The organism is Flavivirga abyssicola, from assembly GCF_030540775.2.
GTDB classification, from domain to species: domain Bacteria; phylum Bacteroidota; class Bacteroidia; order Flavobacteriales; family Flavobacteriaceae; genus Flavivirga; species Flavivirga abyssicola.
This window is the reverse complement of the sequence record NZ_CP141266.1, coordinates 484,163-503,692: the sequence shown is the minus strand read 5'-3', so window position 1 is coordinate 503,692 and position 19,530 is coordinate 484,163. Positions and strand designations below refer to the sequence as shown.

Sequence of the window (19,530 nt, the reverse complement as noted above, 5' to 3'; positions counted from 1 at the left end):
TTTAATAGCGTAAAAAATACATGATTAAAGAATCATTTAATAAAAGTATAAGAGCTAACAAGTCTAAATTAATAAATGCAGAATTTGTTGTTGTAGGAGGAGGAACCGCAGGAGTTTGTGCTTCCATAACGGCTGCAAGAAAAGGAGTGAAAACCGTATTGGTTCAAGACAGACCTGTTTTAGGAGGGAATGCGTCTTCCGAAGTTCGCCTTTGGATTTTAGGAGCAACATCTCATATGGGAAACAATAACCGTTGGTCTCGTGAAGGAGGTGTTATGGATGAAATACTTGTAGAGAATTTGTATAGAAACAAAGAAGGTAATGCAGTGATTTTTGATACGGTTCTCTTAGAAAAGGTTTTAAACGAGAAGAATATTACCCTGCTTTTAAACACTAGTGTTTACGATGTTGCAAAGAAAAATGATAACACAATAGAATCCGTTAAGGCGTTTAACGCTCAAAATTCAACGGAGTATAACATTAAGTCTCCACTGTTTTGTGATGCATCTGGTGATGGTATTGTGTCGTTTAAGGCTGGAGCAAGCTTTAGAATAGGTGCAGAATCCAAAGAAGAATTTGGAGAGCTATTTGCTCCAGATAAGTCGTATGGCGAGCTTTTAGGACACTCTATGTATTTCTATAGTAAAGATGCAGGTAAACCGGTAAAATATACGGCACCATCATATGCTTTAAAAGATATTAAAACCGCAATTCCAAGATATAAATCTATAGGAAAAGATGATAAAGGTTGTCGCTTTTGGTGGTTTGAATATGGAGGACGTCATGATACCATTCATGAAACAGAAGAGATTAAATATGAACTATGGAAAGTGATTTATGGTGTTTGGGATTATATTAAAAATTCAGGTGAATTTGAAGATGTAGAAAATATGACCCTGGAGTGGGTAGGAACAGTTCCGGGAAAACGAGAAAGTAGACGTTTTGAAGGGCTGTATATGATGAAACAGCAAGATGTTATCAACCAAAGTGAGTTTGATGATGCCATAGCTCATGGGGGTTGGGCTATAGATTTGCATCCAGCAGATGGGATTTATAGTGAGCTTTCAGGCTGTACACAATGGCATTCTAAAGGTATTTATGACATTCCTTTTCGCTCGTTTGTAAGTAAGGATATAGATAACCTGTTATTGGCAGGAAGAATTATAAGTGCTACACACGTAGCCTTTGGTTCTACACGAGTTATGGCAACCACAGGGTTTTGTGCTCAGGCTTTAGGTATGGCTGCTTACATATGCAAAGAGAAACATATTAAACCTGCCGATATTTTAAAAAACGGCGAGATTAAAATGTTACAAAATGAGTTGAATTTAATTGGACAAAGTATTCCAAACATCCCTATTCAGAAGTCATCAAACCTAGTAAATCAAGCCAAAATTGAAGCTTCATCATCACTGAAGCTATTAAAAATTCCTTTTGATGGAACGTGGACAAATTTAGCCGTCTCAGCTGCGCAGTTATTACCGTTTAATGCTAATCAAAACTACACGTTTAAAGTACAGTTGAAAGCTGATGAAGCTACTAGTATTCAAGTACAGTTAAGAACATCTGAAAAAGCTAAAAACTACACGCCAGAAGTTATTTTAGAAACCAAAACGTTTCATCTAGAAAAAGGCGTGCAATTTATTACCATCGAATTCAATGTATCAACGACTCAAAATCAATATGCTTTTGTAACATTCTTATCGAATTCCAAGGTGAGCTTTAAAAATAGTAATAAACGATATACAGGAGTGTTATCTGTGTTTAATGGTGTTAATAAAGCAGTTTCTAATACTGGTAAACAAATACCCCCTAAACATATTGGTGTAGATGAATTTGAATTCTGGATTCCACAGCGTCGCCCCAAAGGGCATAATATTGCCATGGAAATTTCTCCGGCAATTAAAGCTTTTGAAAGCTCAAACATTGGTAATGGTTTTGTAAGACCTAATACCGAAATTAATGCTTGGGTTTCAGATTTAAGTGATGAAAAACCTATGCTTAAGATTGACTGGTCTGAGGAAAAAGAGATTTCAGAGATAAAATTATTTTTAGACCCAGATTACGATCATCCAATGGAATCTACATTAATGGGGCATCCAGAAGCGGTTGTTCCTTTCTGTTTGAGAGACTACACCATTAAAGATAGTAATGGAGTTGTGCTTTTTAAAACAGTAGATAACTATCAAACAATTAATACATTTTCACTAGAAAAACCCCTAAAAACTAAAGGGTTAATTATTGAAGCTAAACACCCTTCAGAGCATGTACCAGCATCAATTTTTGAAGTGGTTTGTAATTAACAATTAAATATCGTAAACTAAATAAATTTAAAAATGGTTCGTAAATTTAAAAATCTAACTTCAAAGCACTGTATTTTGTCATTCTTATGGTCTGTAATATTTGGTGTTACCTTTATATCTTGTGATAAAGCGCCAAAAGATCAATTTGAGTTAACAGGAGGTACAAATACAGCATATATCTTCAAATTTCAAGATAATCAACTTGGCTATAAAATAGTTTCAAAAGAAAACGTTGTTATAGATTCTTCTGCCTTTGGTATAATAGTGGGAGGAAAAGAACTAGGATCTAATACCCAAATTAAACAATTAGAAACTTCTAATATCAAGCAGGAGTTTCCGTTGTTAGGCGTAAAAAACAAAGGACGTTATGAAGCGCATCAAACAACTTTTGAGTTGACTGAAAACGATGGTGTTAAATGGTATTTAGATGTACAGGTTTCAAATCAAGGTGTCGCCTACAGATACAGAGTGCCAGGGAAAACCGTTCAGGTGGTAAATGGAGAATCGACTTCTTACAAGTTTCCTAATAAAACTAAAGTTTGGTATTTTGAGCGTAATAATAACTGGAAGTTAAAATCGCATGCAGGAGAATGGTTTGCTGCTGATATTTCAGAAATGCCTAAAGTTTCAAAAATGGGACCTGTTCAAGGGCTTACGCTTACTTTAGAACTGCCCCAGGGTGGTTATGCACTGCTTGCTGAAGCAGCATTATACAATTATAGCGGAACACGATTAGAAGCTATTGGTAATAATACATTTAAATCTAATTTTACTGAAGGGAAAAATGGTTTTAAGGTTGATGGTAATATTACTTCGCCATGGCGCTGTGTGTTGCTGGCAGATGATTTAAATGCACTTGTAAACAATGTTATGGTGCCTGCATTAAACCCAGAACCAGACCCTAAGTTATTTGCTGATAAAAGTTGGATTAAACCAGGAACAGCCGTTTGGCACTGGTGGTCAAAAAAATTTGCTAATTATCAGGCAGAACGAGATATGATTGATGATGCCAAGGCATTGGGTTTTGAGTATTCTATGGTTGATGAAGGCTGGGAGCGTTGGGAAAATAAGTGGGAAGCCACCACTAAATTATGCGAAGACGCCACAAGTAAAGGAGTTGGTGTTTTTCTTTGGAAACACTCTAAAGAATTGAATTTCCCTGAAAATGACTATGAAGTTATGAGGCTTTTTCTTGATAGTATAGCTGCTACAGGAGCTAAAGGTATTAAAGTAGATTTTATGAACGGACAAACCAAAGGCTTAATAGATTTTGATGAACACTTATTGAAAAAATCTGCAGAAAGAAAACTAATGGTGAATTTTCATGGTTGCCAACAAAGTTCGGGTGAGTATAGAACCTATCCTAATGAGGTAACAAGAGAAGGAATTCGTGGATTGGAAATTAATGGCATTAAAAACGAAAGAAACCTAACAGCGTCTCATAATGCAGCCTTACCATTTACAAGGTACATAACAGGGCATGCAGACTATACACCAATTGGGTTTACTAATCCAGGAGAAACCACATGGGCACATCAATTAGCTACACTAGTTTGTTTCTATAGCCCTTTTAACTGTATAGCAGAGAATACGGATTATTTATTAACAGCAAAAGAAGTAAAAACAGCATTGCCATTATTGGATGAGATGCCGTCAGTTTGGGATGAGTCTATTGTGCTCCCTCAAAGTAAAATTGGAGAAATGGCAATTATAGCTAGACGAAGTGGTAAAGATTGGTATCTGGGTGTTTTAAGTAGTGGTGCTACAAAACAAATTACTATTGATTGCAATTTTTTAGAAGATAAGGATTATACTGCCGAAATTTTTAAGGATGATTTAGAGTCTGATAAATTTGATGTTACAGGGTTGCATCCAAGACAGTTTGAGCCAGAACACAATCTAGTAACTATGTATAGCAAAGAGGCTTCTAAAGCCAATAAAAATACAAAGCTAAACATAGATTTAGCTAAAAATGGGGGCGCTGTAATTTGCTTTAAAGCACAGTAGATTATGGTTTAAATCAAAATATAAAAGTGTTTGTAATGTTTAAGACCATTTAAATGAAAGGACTTGGGATTGTAATTGTTTCGTTGTTATTGGTGTCATGTATTAACAAAAATTCTACTCGTAAATTAGATAGTGATACATTACCCTTAAATGGTATTTGGCATTTTTTAGCGTCTAACGACATAGACGAACAAGAGCTTTTCAGTTATAATATTTCAAAATGGGATACGATTGCTGTACCTGGAAATTGGGATACCCGAAAACGCTATTCAAAATATGTAGGTAAAGGCTATTATCAAAAAGAGTTTGAAATTCCCAGAAATTGGAATGGAAACCAAATACTTTTAAAATTTGAAGGGGTATATCAAACATCTAAAGTTTGGTTAAACGGAACTTTGCTGGGAGAACATTTTGGGGGGTACTTGCCTTTTGAATTTAATATTACAGACCAAGTAGATTACCAAAAGACTAATAAAGTTATCGTTATGGCAGATAACACCTATCAAAGAGGCGCCTGGTGGCCTTGGGGAGGTATAAGTCGGGACGTAACGCTAAAAGCAGAAAAAGATGTACGCTTAATATACCAACACATTACAGCAGTACCTGATTTTGATACCAATAAAGTAAATTTTAATATAAAATATAAGGTTCAAAATAATAGCAATAAACAGGTGCATGTTACTCTTAAACCAGAAATTGAAAATGTATTAATTGACTCTACGCTTTTTAAAATAGAAGGGAAAACCACTACCATAGCAAACGTTTCGTTTGAAAGAAAACGTTCTGATTATAAGCTTTGGCATTTTGATACCCCTAACCTGTATAAAATCTCCAGTAAACTTAAAGTGAATGGGGAAGCTTATAAAACGACTTCAGATAAATTTGGTATTAGAAAATTTGAAGTACGTGGAGAACAATTTTATCTTAATAATAAGCCCGTGCGAATGAATGGGATTAATCGGGTTCATGATCATCCAATTTATGGAAACACCGAACCAGATCATTTAATTAAAAAGGATATGCTTGACATTAAATCCCTGGGATGTAATTTTTCAAGATTGATGCATGCACCACTTTCAAAAAACATATTAAAATTTTGTGATAGTATTGGTTTTTTATTGGTTGAAGAAATTCCTGTTTGGGGAGCAGATGACCCACAATCATTTCCAAATAATCCAGTTACAAAAAAATGGCTAAAAGATATGGTTGAAAGAGACTTTAATCATCCTAGTGTTGTAGCTTGGAGTGTAGGTAATGAATTAAGAGATCCAGAATTAGCTTGGAAAGATAAAGAATTAACAAAAGCACAATATGGTTACGTTAACTCCATGCTCGATTATTTAAAGGAGTTGGATACCACGCGATTAAAAACGTACGTAACAATTACGGCCTATAGAAAAGGTGAAATAGGAAAAGAACCCTATGAAAAAGTAGATTTTATATCTATGAATACCTATGGTAAAGCTGTGGAACTTGCAACACTTACACATGAGAAATTTCCAGGCAAGCCTATTTTTATCTCTGAAATAGGAAGAAAACAAATTGGAGCAGCATCAGACGCTAGATTGAATGATGAAATGGTAGCGTATATAGAAAAATTAAAGGATTTGCCATTTATTACAGGTGTATCGCTTTGGAGTTATAATGATTATAGAAGTAAATATAAAGGTACCCCGAAATCAGGTTATAGAGAATGGGGGATTGTAGATAAGGATCGCAATAAAAAGGCAGCTTACTATCAATTAAAAGAAGTATATGAAAAATGGAACAAATAATAAGGAAACTTAAAACCATGTTTAAAGAACAAATTAAATCATTAACTAGTATAATTATTGTTTTGTTAATGACGTATTCATTTGCAGGATGTTCGAAAAGTAATACAAACTTAGAGTATAATAATTCAGCAAACAGAATGTCTTTAAACGGCGACTGGCAATTTGCCGATAGTACCCAAATAAAGCATAATAATTGGAAAACTTTACCAGTACCAGCTAGCTGGAACACATTTACAGAATATGCCGATTATATAGGGGATGCGTGGTATCAAAAAGAAGTTTCAGTACCAAAAAGGTGGAATGGCAAACGTATTTTCTTAAAATTTGATGCTGTTTATGATGTTACCGATGTATGGCTAAATAATCATTATTTAGGACAGCATGTTGGTGGTTATACCCCCTTTGAGTTTGATGTTAGTCAGTATATTTCCGCTGGAGAAACAGGAACAATAAAATTAAAAGTAAACAATGAACATAAGCTAGGAGCTTGGTATCAATGGGGAGGTATTAACAGGGATGTTTATTTAGAAGCCCACCATGAGCTACGAATTGTTCGTCAAAAAATAGAACCAACACTAGATGTAATTACCAAAACAGGATATGTTAAATTATATATTACTGTAGAAAATAGTTCGAGTGAAGCAAAAAATATAACAATAGTTGGAACTATTAAGGAACTAGATGATGTGGCGTTTTTAGCTTCGGGAAAAGCAAAAGCAGAGGGCATAACTACTTTTGCAACGGATATTTTTCTAAATACACAACAAACTAGAATGTGGCATTTTGATGATCCGCAATTGTACCATTTAGAAACAAAATTGTTATTAAAAGGTGAGTCTGTTGCTGTTTTAAAGGAACATTTTGGGTTGAGGCATGTAGACATACAACCTGATGGCATGTACTTGAATGGAGAAAAAGTGCGTTTATTTGGGTATAATCGGGTACACGATCACCGTGCTTATGGAAATACAGAACCCCTTCATTTAGTAAAAGCAGATATTGATCAAATGAAACGTTCTGGAGCAAATTTCTCTAGAATTATGCATGCCCCATCGGCTCCAGACCTGTTAGATTATTGCGATAAGGTAGGGTACATGATTTGGTCTGAAATTCCTATTTGGCAAACAGTGTATCGGACTCCAATGAATAATAAGGAAGATGCAGAAAAGGCGAAATCCCTATATCCAGGAAGAATATTTACAGAAATGGTACATCGCGATTGGAATCACCCATCTATAATCGGATGGTCTCCAGGAAACGAATTAAGGCATGCAGCTGATGATTACGTTAGAGCCATGCGTCCACTTTCAAAAAAATTGGATCCAACACGTTTTTATGCTAATATCCACGATCAAGCCTTTGGTAATAATCCTGTTAAGGGATTTAAATTTTTAGACAATAAAAGTGTAGACATTCTTTTTACCAATAAATACGGTAAAGATGGTGCTAAAGTTAAACAACTAAAAATGATTCATGATAGCATTCCGGATATGCCTGTATTTTTTACTGAATTCGGTCAGGATCGAGATGAATCTTTAAATCATACGGTAGATTTTACCGCCCTTTGGGAACAGCTTGGGAAAGAACCTTACCTGATTGGTGCAGCGCATTGGACATTTAATGACTACCGTAGTTATCACAAGCAAACACCGGCAAGTCAAAATAGAGACTGGGGTATTGTTGATATATGGCGAAATCCGAAGACCTTTTACTATCAGATGTCCAAAATCCAGCAACCAGTTAAATCTATTGACGCTAAAATTAAAGAACAACAAGCAGAAATAACCATCCAACCTAGAGGTAAATTGGAATTACCATCATTTACACTTAGAGGCTATTCGTGGGTTTACGAGCTTATAGATGCTCATGGTAAGGTTTTAGATGGTAGTATTTATAAACTTGGAGATATAGAACCAGATAGCGAAGCCATTACGAGAACCGTAAAATGGACTGCTTCAAATTTTAAACTGCTAGTAGTCTCATTAATTTCTAATAATGGTTATACAGTAGCAGAGTCCAGATTTAATGTGTTAACAGGAGAGAAGTTACCGCTACCCACATTCCCAGAGGCTAAAAACCCAGAAGTGAGAAAAGTGTTACCGTTGGATAGAAGTTTTATGGTAGGCGTTACAAGCTTAGAAGGCGATAAAGGCTTAGAGGTAGCGTATGGTACCAAAGCAGGCGTGTACAATGAAACATTAAGTGCGCCAGTAATGGGAGCGATACGAGTAAGGGATTTAAAAAATGAAACCACCTATTACGGACGAGTACGCAGAATACTTTCAGAAGGCTATAGCCCATGGTCAGAAGAATTTAATGTTACACTTACCGAAGGGCAAGTTCCTGAACCATTACAAATTTTAGGAGCGGTTAAAGGCGATAACAATATAGCTATTAGATTAATGGTTCCTGAAAAGATAATAGGGTATGAGGTGACTTTAGTTTCAGGTAAAACCGTTAAAATAGAACAAGTAAATCCAGGCTTGATAATTGTGCCTAAGGATAGTGAATATGTTGCTGCTATCAATAAAAATGGGGCATCAAAAAAAACTAAAATTTAATTATGAGATTAGTAATAAACAAGCTAGTGGTTTTACTAGTATTTATTTTTTGTTTTTTCAATTGTGGAAAGCCAAAAGAGAAAAGTTTAAATGAAACACCATTAAATATCCTTTGGATTAATGGCGATGACCTAGGCAGAGAGTTAGCATGTTACGGAAATCCTGATGTGAAAACGCCAAATATGGACAGGATCGCTAAAGAAGGTGTTTTATATACCAATGCATTTTCAACGGCTCCAATTTGTTCCACAAGTCGTTCTTCCTTAATAACAGGAATGTATCCTACTGCGGTGAACAGTCATGACCATAGAACTTCTAATATGACAGAACTCCCAAAAGGAATTCAGCCGATAACAAAATTATTTCAGAAAGCAGGGTATTTTGTAACAAATTGTGACTCTAAAGACTTCAATACAGAGGGGAAGCAAGATTTTAATTTTATACATGAAGACCTTTTTGATGCATTTAATTGGACAGAACGTAAAGAAGGACAACCATTTTTTGCACAGGTTCAAATTTATAATCCGCATAGATTGTTTGTAAAAGATACAATAAACCCAGTAGACCCCGATAAAGTCACCATACCAAAATGTTACCCAGATCATCCTATAATCCGAGCAGATTGGGCAGCATACATTGAGAGTGTTCAAGAATGCGATAGACATGTTGGAAGAATTTTAGATCAATTGGAAAAAGATGGGGATTTAGAGAACACGGTCATTATTTTATTTGGAGATCATGGACGTCCTCATTTAAGAGATAAACAATTTCTATATGAAGGCGGGTTACAAATACCACTTATTGTAAGATACCCTAAACATGTAAAAAAAGGAACAACCAACGATGCACTTATTAGTTTAATTGATGTTGCAGCAACATCACTAGATATTGCAGGTATAGACGTTCCAGAGTATATGCATGGAAAAGTGTTTTTAGGAGAAGATAAAGAAACACGAGACTATATTTATGGTTTCCGCCAACGTGCTGGTGATGCTCACGAAGATATGAGAAGTATTAGAGATAACCGTTATAAACTAATTTGGAATAGAACGGCAGATAGACCATGGATGCAATTAAGTAGCTATAAAAAGTTGCAATACCCTGCTTTTGCATTATATAAAATATTGCATAAAAGAGGAGAATTAGGAGAACCATACAATCAATTTATGGCAGATACAAAACCGGAGATTGAGCTATATGATATCTATGAAGACCCTTCGGAGTTTAATAATTTAGCAAATGATGAAAAGTTTAAAGACATTAAATCTAAGTTGTTTACAACTTTAAAAACAAATTTGGTAGATTTTGAGAAGAACATGATTCATGAAGATAATGCGACTATTGAAAAAGCTAAGAGAGGATCTTATAAATACTATGTGAAATCTCTTAAAAATGAAAAACCAGAGCTTTCGCCTGAAGCTACAGACGAGGAAGTTTTAAAAGATTGGGAAGAGCGTCTTTTAAAAAAATAAATTAACTTAGTTTAAGTTTTAAAGAATAGAGAGTTTTATGCCTAGAATGTTTCTTATCGTTTTTTTGTCATTTTTTTATTGCATTAGTGCTATTGCTCAAGATGAAATAATTAAATATTCCCAGAAATATACAATTTCAGAGGGCTTAGCACATAATGGCGTTACTACAATGTATGAAGATTCTAGAGGCTTTTTGTGGTTTGGCACTTATGACGGACTTAATAAGTTTGACGGATATAATTTTCAAACCTTCAAAAACACAATTGATAAAGAAATATTAACCAGTAATAGGGTGAGGTCGCTTTATGAGGATAACAACCATAACCTTTGGATTGGAACTGATGAAGGTGTAACGGGATATAACTTCATCAATGAAAAGTTCACAAAAATATATTCAAATAAACAAAATGGTAATGCGGTTAAAGGCCCCGTAATTAGAAAAATTTTTGGAAACAAATTTTTAGATCATATATTTTGTTTGACAGAAGGCGATGGTGTATTGGTTTTTGATAAAGATTCTAATTTTTTGAAGCGGTATTTACCACCAGTTGAAAAATTTGGAGATGATATGATTTTTTTCGATGTCATGCCATTTGGTAAAAACGCACTTGTGTTTGCAACGTCTAAGGGACTAATACTCTTCGATTTTTCTGAAAAGAAATTCAAGCAAATATTAAAGGACAAGGTCCTTTATGCAAATGCCATTGTAAAAGCTTCAAACCATTCCTTTTTAGCAACTATTTCAAGAGGGATAGTACTGGTAAAGCACAATAACACGCTTAACCCTAATAATTTTGAAATAGATCAAGAGGCATTACAGGATTTTAGGTTTAATAGCATCATGCTAAATGATTCTGGCAAGTTGTGGTTGGGAGAATTAAACGAAGGCATTATTCAAATAGACAACATAGATATAATTAGGAAAGGACTTCCAATAGAAGCTAGGGGTTTTAAAGATAACCTGAAAATATTACGTTCAAGTAGATTTATGTTGACATCTCAGAATATTTGCTGGTATGCAACTTTTAATGAAGGTGTCTATAAATTTGATATGGTTGAGAGGCCTTTTGGAAGTTATAATGTAAGTATGGATTATGATTTTGGGCTCGGTTCCAATAGTGTTACTCACATAGCCCCATTTGGTAAAGACCACGCCTTTATATCTGCTAGTTATGGTGGTTTGTCACTTTTCAACAGCGTACTCAAGAAATTTGAACGGCTTCCTTTTAACTTCCCTATCGAAAAAGAACAAAATGTTGGTGGTGTATTTGTAGATTCTAGAAAGAATACTTGGATATACATTTCTGGTGAATCTAACCTGTATAGATTAAGGAAAGGATATAGAGGCTATGAAAAGATTGAACTTAATAACCTAAGTGAGACAACTGGGCCTAGGATACGCTCATGTTCTGAGGATAAATATGGTAATGTTTGGGTTGTTGGAAGTGATCAAGTCTATAAGGTTTTAATAGATGCAGGCAATACCGTTACCAACGTTGAATATTTAAGTGACAATCCTTTTTTTAAAAACAATAAAATAGAGTTGCCAAGGCGGGTATACTCAGATTCCATATACGGCTTTATGTGGATTGGCGCAGATACAGATGGGTTATTTAGAATAGCTAACAAAAAAGATACACCCATTGAAGAACTTATCATCCATAACTTTGTTAATGATAAAAAAGATGAGCATTCATTACCTAGTAATTTTGTGTCTTCAATAATTAGATTGCCAAATGATGATTTATGGATAGGGACAGAAGGTAGTGGTATTTGCAAGGTGCTTAATAGTGATTCGATTCCTAGGTTTATACCCTTTACTGAAAAGGACGGATTGTCTAATAATGTGGTTAAAAATATCCTATATGATGAAAACTTTAATCTATGGATCCCTACTAATATTGGTTTAAATAAATTTGATACCAAGACTAATGAGTTTAGAAAATTTAACAAATCTGATGGTTTGCCTTTCGAGGATTTTTGGTTTGCAAGTGAAACATTAGATAATGGCACCATGATATTATCAGGTTTAGATGGCTTTTGTTATTTTAACCCTAAAGATGTAAATACTAAAGAGCAATTACCAAAATTACAATTTGAGAACTTTAAGATTTTTGATAAGGAAATAATGCCGGGGGATACATTAAATGGCAGGGTTGTATTGCAAAAAAGTATTGGAGTACTGGATAAAATCGAGTTAAAGCATAATGAAAATGTGTTTTCATTAGATTTAACAAGTTTGCATTTTTCTAATGACAAAAACCATTTAATAAAGTATAAATTATCTCAGATAAACAACGACTGGATTGTACTACCATCAAGTCAAAAAACCATTTATTATAGTGGACTTCAGCCTGGCGATTACGAATTAACCGTTATGGCATCAAATTCGTTAAATGAATGGACATCATCAAAAAAACTAAAAATAGAGATAATGCCATCTATATGGAATACCCATTTGGCATACTTTTTATATACCCTTTTAGGCTTTCTGCTAATTTATTTGGTTATTCGGGTTATTTTGAAGATTCAGACTTTAAATCATAAAGTAGAAATCGAACAGATGGAGATTAACAATGTTAAGGAAATAAACGAGGCAAAATTAACGTTTTTTTCAAATATTTCTCATGAAATAAAAACACCATTAGCATTAATTTCAGGCCCTATGAATATATTATTAGAGCGTTTTAAGGGTAACCCAGATGTTGGTGAGAAACTTGGTTTAATGCAAAGACAATCTAAAAAAATACATCAGCTTATTGAGCAGGTACATGATTTTAGGAAAACCGATGCAAATGCCTTGAAAATGAACTATACTAGGTTTAGCTTTAACTCATTTATGGATGAGCTTATAGGAGACTTTAATATGTTGGCAAAAAATGATAATAAAAAGTTAGAGGTTGAAGGCGAGAACAAAGTAATAATGGTATCTGCAGATAGAGATAAGTTGGAAAAAATTTTTAATAATCTCTTAAGCAATGCCTTTAAATATACTAAAACAGACGATACAATTAAAGTTGTATATAAAACGAATGATAAAGATTTAGTTGTATCAGTAATTGACACAGGAAAGGGTATAGATGCCATTGACCTAGAACATATTTTTGAACGATTTTACAGGTCGCATAAAAAAGAAAATATTCAGGGAAGTGGTTCGGGAATTGGTCTTGCGTTTTCCAAAAGATTGGTCGAAATGCATTATGGTTTTATAGATGCCGAAAGCCAATTAAAAGAAGGTACTACCATAAATGTTCGTTTACCAATAGTTAAAGAACTTTTGGAAGAGGAAAAGCATAAGAGTATTAATTTGCCGGATGAAAAAGAGGTGAAGATTGATAATCATTTATTTAAAAAAGATACCATATCAAATGTTGAAGTTTCTGGTGAGTTTTCAGATACATTGATTTTTTATGCTGAGGACAATCCAGAAATGAGGACTTTTGTTTCAGAAATCCTTTCGGGGTTTTTCAAAGTTAAGAGTTTTAGAAACGGCCATGAATGTTTTGAAGCTTTCGAAAAGGAGTGGCCAGATGTAGTGATAAGTGATGTTCAGATGCCAGAGATGAATGGTTTGGATTTATGCCTTAAAATAAAATCGGATTTAAAAACCAGTCATATTCCGGTTATTTTGCTTACGGCATTGGCAAATATAGAAGATCACCTTAAGGGGATTCGCGATGGAGCAGACGCATATATCAAAAAACCATTTAATATACAGCGTTTAGTAACAAACGTTGAAGCATTGCTTAGAAATCGTAAACAATTAAGAGAACGTTATCAAGTTGGTATCCCGCTAACCAGAGAAAACAATAAAAATAATAGGAATGATAATGCCTTTTTGGAAAAATTGTACAGCTTAATGGAGGAACACCTAGATAATCAAGATTTAGATCTCAATCATCTAGCAAAAGAACTATACTTAAACCGCACACATTTTTATCAAAAAGTTAAGGTTTTGACAAACCAAACGCCATTTGAACTATTAAAAAATTACAGATTAAAAAAAGCTGCAAATTTCTTAGCTCAAAAACGATTATCCGTTAACGAAGCTTTTGAAATGACGGGATTTAAAAGCCGTACACACTTTACCAAAGTCTTTAAAGAAAAGTTTGGTGTGACTCCTGGAAAGTATATCGCCAAAACCAGCAAAAGCGAATGCGATAATAACTAAATCCCTATTTCCACTAAGGATGAAATTTATTATGGGCTATATTTTATGTATGCCCCTAGGTATTTTTTGCCTTTAATACTAAGCTTTGTATAAAAATATAAAGTTTTGATTAGGAAAATAAACGTTCGTTTTAATCGAAAAGAATTCCCGAGGAAGAACCCTAGGGGTTTCCGTAGAAGTTGTCATTCTCGTGGAGCTGCCGAAAGGCAGCTAAGGTCTACCACAAATATTGACTCCTAAACAGTAATGTAATAACAATCAAAAGAACTAAGTTAATTATTTGAAATATAGGTGTGTCAATGTCGACAGAGCGAAGCATAAATAACGAGACATTTCATCATGAAAAAAAGAGGTTAAGGTGCTCGTTAAGAAATGGCCATTAGGCAAGCCCCGACCCTTCGTAAGAATAAAGGACAAAAGCTTCGAAACCCAGGAGCACAGTATTGGATTTGCATTGGCGAGACGTCGAAGTTTTGTGCTTGGTTCTTCTTGAGCTTAAGCAAAAGAAGAAATTCCTATCGAAGGGGCGTCTTTTCTTTTGTTACTTTTCTTTGGACGGGCAAAGAAAAGTAAATAATGATTTTTTTAAGATGAGGGTGCACTGTAGCTGTCGGTCTATCAAGCCAAAGGCATGGCAGACAAGAACAGGAATCTAAATAACAGAATTTCGGGCTTTGACCCAAAGGTAAAGCCTTGCGGGCAAATTGATTGGGAATGAAACGAGCGAAACCTGTGCTGAGCGTAGTCGAAGCATACCTCTATGACTCTGCCGAGGATAGTTCGTTTCAAGAAAATTCTTTATTATTTGTTTTTTGGAGAACCATATCTTATGTTAACACCCAAATAGAGTATAGTTTTTGAAGATTCAAGTGAAAGTTGGAGTACTACAAAACCAAAAAAACTAATCCGATTACAGAAAAATCAAGTGTTATAAAATCTAATAAAACCCCAGTAGATATAATATCAAGCACTTCCAGTTTGAAGTTTCAGTCAATAAAATTTGGACTATGAAAAGTATACTCTAATCTAGTTAGTGATGAGTTACATATTATATTGTCCAAATAGCTTCGAATATCGATATTTCAGACTATAAAATTGTAGTTAGTTGATATTCTTTTAATTGCAGATCCGAACAATAAACACAAAGATACATTTTATTTACCTCAAGAGACATTTAATAGTTCATATATCCTCAATTTAGAGAAATTAATTGCATTCCATTCTTACTTAAGAATTTACGAAAATTAACTAAATAAAAATAAAAATTATGAAAACACAATTACTTAAAAATTTAACCTTGGTTCTGGCTTTAGTTGTATCTATGTCAATGTCTGCCCAACAAAATTTTGATTTTACCGCTTTAGACTGTAATGCGAGTAAATATACTGCAACTGAAGCTACACTTACCTGTGATAATACTGGTTTTACATTGACTCCTTCTGGTAGTAAGTCCTTTTTCGAATTTAGAATTAGTAATACAAAAACAGATGGTCAAAATAGAGTGATCATTAATTATACCAATAATTCTAATGCTGATGGCATTTTTTTTAGAGCAGGGGGTGGAGTAGATTTGCAAGGTGCTACTGTAGTAGATTTAGGGCCCTCATCTGTAGTGTATGAATTTTCGGATCCAGGTTTTACAGATCCTGATGGTGGTGGAGGTGCTACTGGAGGTAAAATTCAATTAAGATCAAGATTTGTAAACAAAGCTGGAGACCCTATAGTAGGTAATGTACTTATTACTTCCTTAGAAGTTGATAATCAAGGGACGCTTAGTTTGGATGATGTATTTGCTAAGGCAAACACAATAGTAACTGTAAAGAATAGAGAAATTGTAGTAAAAAACACACCAGAAAACAGTAAGATTGAAGTATACAATATGATTGGTCAGTCTGTAGATAAGGCTAACTTGGCTTCTGGCATATACGTAGTAAAAGTATCAGCAGATAGAGCAACTTTAACGAAGAAAGTTCTGGTGCAGTAGTAAATAAAGTTTTTAGCAGAAAGAAAAAACCATTTAAATTAATAAATGGTTTTTTTTGATTTTTAATCAAAAAAAAATTCTTCGAGGCTTAGCCTCGTGGTTTCCGTTGAAATTGTCATTCCCGTGAAAACGGGAATCTAAATAAAAGAATTTCGATTTTTTAACCGAAAGGTCAAAGCTGTGCTTAACTTGATTAGGTATGAAATGAGTGAAATCTGTACTAAGCGTAGTCGAAATATGGCTCTGCCTTGAGAATAGTTCATTTCAAGAAATTCTTTATTTAATTCCAGTAAAAATTATTATAGTCCACATCTTTGATTTATTAGAGAAAATATTAAAAAGATCAGCAGTGTTACACGCTTCACCTTTTTTATTCCCTAATTTAATTTTGTGACTTAAATAGCATAACACATAAAAATATTAATTTAGATATGCATTCCATAAAAAAATACCTTCTCCTATTGGTCGTTTTATTACTGCCATTAGGATTCCATACTATAAATTGTCAAGAGAATGATCCATCAGTTATAAAAAGTATTGACGTTGGTTATACCATCTCAAAAGTTAGAATAGCTAAAAGCTACAAGGAAACTTATATTGTTGCAAGTAGTTATGAGGGGACAATTTTAGGAGTATCGTATACAGGCGATGTCTTATGGAAAAACGCATTGTCTGGTTTTATGAACCATGATATATGGTGTGAAGATATTACTGGTAATGGTAAGGATGAGATTTTGGTAGCCAATGCAAATGGTAGCGTCTATTGTTTAGATAATAAAGGCGTATTGCTTTGGGAGTTCAAAAAAAATGATGCACCAATGTATGCCATAACAGCTATTAAAAAAGGAAAAGATACCTATGTAGTGGCTGGAGGATATGATAAGAGTATGTATTATCTATCGGCTTCAGGAGATTTAGTAAAGGAAATGTCTTCATACACCTATTCAGTTGATAGCCCATGGCAACCATACTCTAAACCAATTCCGGATTATAATTGTCATCTTTCAAATTTTATTCGTAAGGTTAAAAAAGCAAATGGAGAAGAAGTTTTAGCGGTGCAGGGAGTTGTGCATACTATGGCTGTTCAGGCTAGGGGCTCATTATATTTATTCAATCCTTTAGAAGAAAAACCATTTAAAATTATTGATTTGAAAGGTAGAAGACCTCTGGGAGAGCTGAGATGTGTTGATATTGACAACGATGGCAATGATGAGATTTTGGCAGGTTCAAGTTCTATGATTCATGATACCAGTTTTTTAAAAGTAGATTTAGACACTGAAAAACAAGGGCTTTTTAAAATAAGTGATATTGATAAGGGCATTGATAAATTTGGATACCGTGTAGTACAACCCGAACTCATTGTAGAACAAGGTGAATCTAAATATTTTGTGTTATTAGGAGCCAGAATTTTAATTCTTCCTTTGGATTTTGATAAAAGTGAACTGCAAATTTTGTCCACAAAATATTCCTATAACGATATGTGGAAAGATTCAGTTACAGGACATATTATTTTAGCGAGTGCACAAAGTGGAGGAAGTAATATTCATATAATAAACCCCAAAAAAAGTAATTGGAAAAAAGCCTATGAGCATTTAGAACCAAAAGGTAAAATTTCCACGATACTTTCAAATACTAAAAAGATTAGAAATAGTTTAAACAACTATAAAGCTCCTGAGTCTCAAAAAGAGTCCCAACATGTTTATTTAATGGCTGAAAACATTCCAAAAAGTATGAAGAGTTGGGTACAAAACCTTCAAGCTAATTATGGTAACCCTGTGTTTCTGAATTCGGCGGGTAGTGACAAAGAAGATTGGGATCGATCTGGAATTAAAAACGAAAGATATCGAAAAAGAAGAGATGGGAGAATGAAATACATATTGAGTCAAGATGAAATAGTGGATAAAATTTCGTCTAGATTTAAAAATGCGCCAGGTATAGCTTATTGGGGAGGACATGGTAACGATCCTTATATGTATCAATTAAGCACTAATAAAAAGATTTTAGATCAAGCCAATGGTAAAAAAACAGTTATGATATTTCCTGAACTAGAGGATCATTCTGAAAACTTTGCTTATGTTATGGATGATTATTTCTATCCACTTGCTGAACATGCACAAAAAAAGAATGGACAAATTTTTGTAAGAACTAAACATTGTTTTTGGCAAGGCAATGTGTACTTACCTATGTGGTCTAAGTTATTATCAGGAGAGTATTCAGATGTGTTTATACCCGCAATGGAAGAAACTACAGATAAATCTATGGATTTGAGTTTAGCTGGGCGTTTAGGAATATGGACTAGTGGAGCTACAGACAGTTGGGGGACAAGATGTGCAAGGGATAATCCGAGTCTAGACCGTTTAAGGCAGCACTCCCACCAAATGTTGCCAAATCATTTTTTAAGAAATATGGTTTTTCACGTGGCTTACGGAGCGCAATATTTACATAATTTTCCAGTAGATCAAAAACACATGAGTTTACTTTGGGAACTTGTAGCAAAAGGAGCGCTTTATGTGCCAAAACGTTCTGAGATTTTAAGCTTTTCACCTGTACACTTAAGCATGTTGAATCCAGACGAGTACTATATGGAAGAGAGTAGTAATTCCAAATGGACCACCTTTTACAACGAAGAACACATAAAAAATAACCCCAGAGTTTTTAGTCGATTAAATGGCTCATGGCCAGGAGCACCTGTTACCGAGTGGGATTTTTCAAATTATGCCTCAGGTGTTAAGGATAGAAGAACAAATTTTATCGCACCCTACAACAACGGATTGGTATTGATAACGCCACCGCAAAAAGGAAAATTTGCCGATAAGGATGCTAAAAGAAAGCCTTTAGTTCAAAATTTACATCCCATTTATAAAAACATTATGAAAGAGTATTATACTAATGGGCGAAACTATTATTCAAAAGATGGTAAACAAAGTTATAGCCCAGAAACGTATTATAAAGTCATTAAAAAGGATATTGAATCTTCTAGGAAATTATTACCCATTACGGTTACAGGTGAAGTAGGTTGGGTGGTTGCCCATACTTCTCCAAAACATTTACGGCTAACTTTAGTTGAAAACGGCTATCTAAATCCTTCTAATAAAGCAGCTACCGTTAGTTTTAATACAATATCTCCAATAAAAGTAACTGATGTTTTGAGCCATGAGACATTTGATGTTACCAACGGAAAAGTAACCATTAATATTCCTTTAGGAGCATTTAAATTTATAGATATAGAATTGGCAAAGCCATTATAACACAACAGT

At 34.2% G+C, this 19,530-nt stretch carries 8 protein-coding genes; all 8 read left to right on the top strand.

Annotation, left to right across the window (positions count from 1 at the left end):
• The first annotated feature begins 20 nt into the window (after positions 1 to 20).
• The 8 genes from Q4Q34_RS01850 (at position 21) to Q4Q34_RS01815 (ending at position 19,521) form a co-directional block, all read left to right on the top strand.
• Positions 21 to 2,303, top strand: a complete 2,283-nt coding sequence (locus Q4Q34_RS01850) for an FAD-dependent oxidoreductase (RefSeq protein ID WP_303317237.1) — start codon at positions 21 to 23, stop codon at positions 2,301 to 2,303.
• Between the two features lie 33 nt (positions 2,304 to 2,336).
• Positions 2,337 to 4,310, top strand: a complete 1,974-nt coding sequence (locus Q4Q34_RS01845; RefSeq protein WP_303317238.1) for a glycoside hydrolase family 97 protein — start codon at positions 2,337 to 2,339, stop codon at positions 4,308 to 4,310.
• Between the two features lie 53 nt (positions 4,311 to 4,363).
• Positions 4,364 to 6,085 (top strand): glycoside hydrolase family 2 protein, encoded by a 1,722-nt coding sequence (locus Q4Q34_RS01840; RefSeq protein WP_303317239.1) that lies wholly within the window; start codon positions 4,364 to 4,366, stop codon positions 6,083 to 6,085.
• Complete coding sequence (locus tag Q4Q34_RS01835) at positions 6,073 to 8,646, top strand: glycoside hydrolase family 2 protein (RefSeq protein WP_303317240.1); 2,574 nt, start codon at positions 6,073 to 6,075, stop codon at positions 8,644 to 8,646. The genes Q4Q34_RS01840 and Q4Q34_RS01835 overlap by 13 nt, the downstream gene beginning before the upstream one ends.
• 2 nt (positions 8,647 to 8,648) lie before the next feature.
• Positions 8,649 to 10,118: a sulfatase family protein gene (locus Q4Q34_RS01830; RefSeq protein ID WP_303317241.1), complete on the top strand. Its 1,470-nt coding sequence runs from the start codon at positions 8,649 to 8,651 to the stop codon at positions 10,116 to 10,118.
• 64 nt (positions 10,119 to 10,182) lie between these two features.
• Entirely contained in the window at positions 10,183 to 14,289 is a 4,107-nt protein-coding gene (locus Q4Q34_RS01825; protein ID WP_303317242.1) for a hybrid sensor histidine kinase/response regulator transcription factor, read from the top strand.
• Between the two features lie 1,267 nt (positions 14,290 to 15,556).
• Positions 15,557 to 16,273, top strand: coding sequence for a T9SS type A sorting domain-containing protein (locus tag Q4Q34_RS01820; RefSeq protein ID WP_303317243.1), 717 nt, complete (start codon positions 15,557 to 15,559; stop codon positions 16,271 to 16,273).
• A gap of 431 nt (positions 16,274 to 16,704) precedes the next feature.
• A complete protein-coding gene (locus tag Q4Q34_RS01815) occupies positions 16,705 to 19,521 on the top strand; it encodes a hypothetical protein (RefSeq protein ID WP_303317244.1) in 2,817 nt (938 codons plus the stop codon).
• The last annotated feature ends 9 nt before the right edge of the window (positions 19,522 to 19,530 follow it).

What these genes read in the sequence shown, in the direction of transcription:
- Q4Q34_RS01835 (WP_303317240.1), top strand. Translation starts at nt 6,073, where the DNA reads ATGGAACAAATAATAAGGAAACTTAAAACCATGTTTAAAGAACAAATT.
- Q4Q34_RS01815 (WP_303317244.1), top strand. Translation starts at nt 16,705, where the DNA reads ATGCATTCCATAAAAAAATACCTTCTCCTATTGGTCGTTTTATTACTG.
- Q4Q34_RS01845 (WP_303317238.1), top strand. Translation starts at nt 2,337, where the DNA reads ATGGTTCGTAAATTTAAAAATCTAACTTCAAAGCACTGTATTTTGTCA.
- Q4Q34_RS01840 (WP_303317239.1), top strand. Translation starts at nt 4,364, where the DNA reads ATGAAAGGACTTGGGATTGTAATTGTTTCGTTGTTATTGGTGTCATGT.
- Q4Q34_RS01820 (WP_303317243.1), top strand. Translation starts at nt 15,557, where the DNA reads ATGAAAACACAATTACTTAAAAATTTAACCTTGGTTCTGGCTTTAGTT.
- Q4Q34_RS01830 (WP_303317241.1), top strand. Translation starts at nt 8,649, where the DNA reads ATGAGATTAGTAATAAACAAGCTAGTGGTTTTACTAGTATTTATTTTT.
- Q4Q34_RS01850 (WP_303317237.1), top strand. Translation starts at nt 21, where the DNA reads ATGATTAAAGAATCATTTAATAAAAGTATAAGAGCTAACAAGTCTAAA.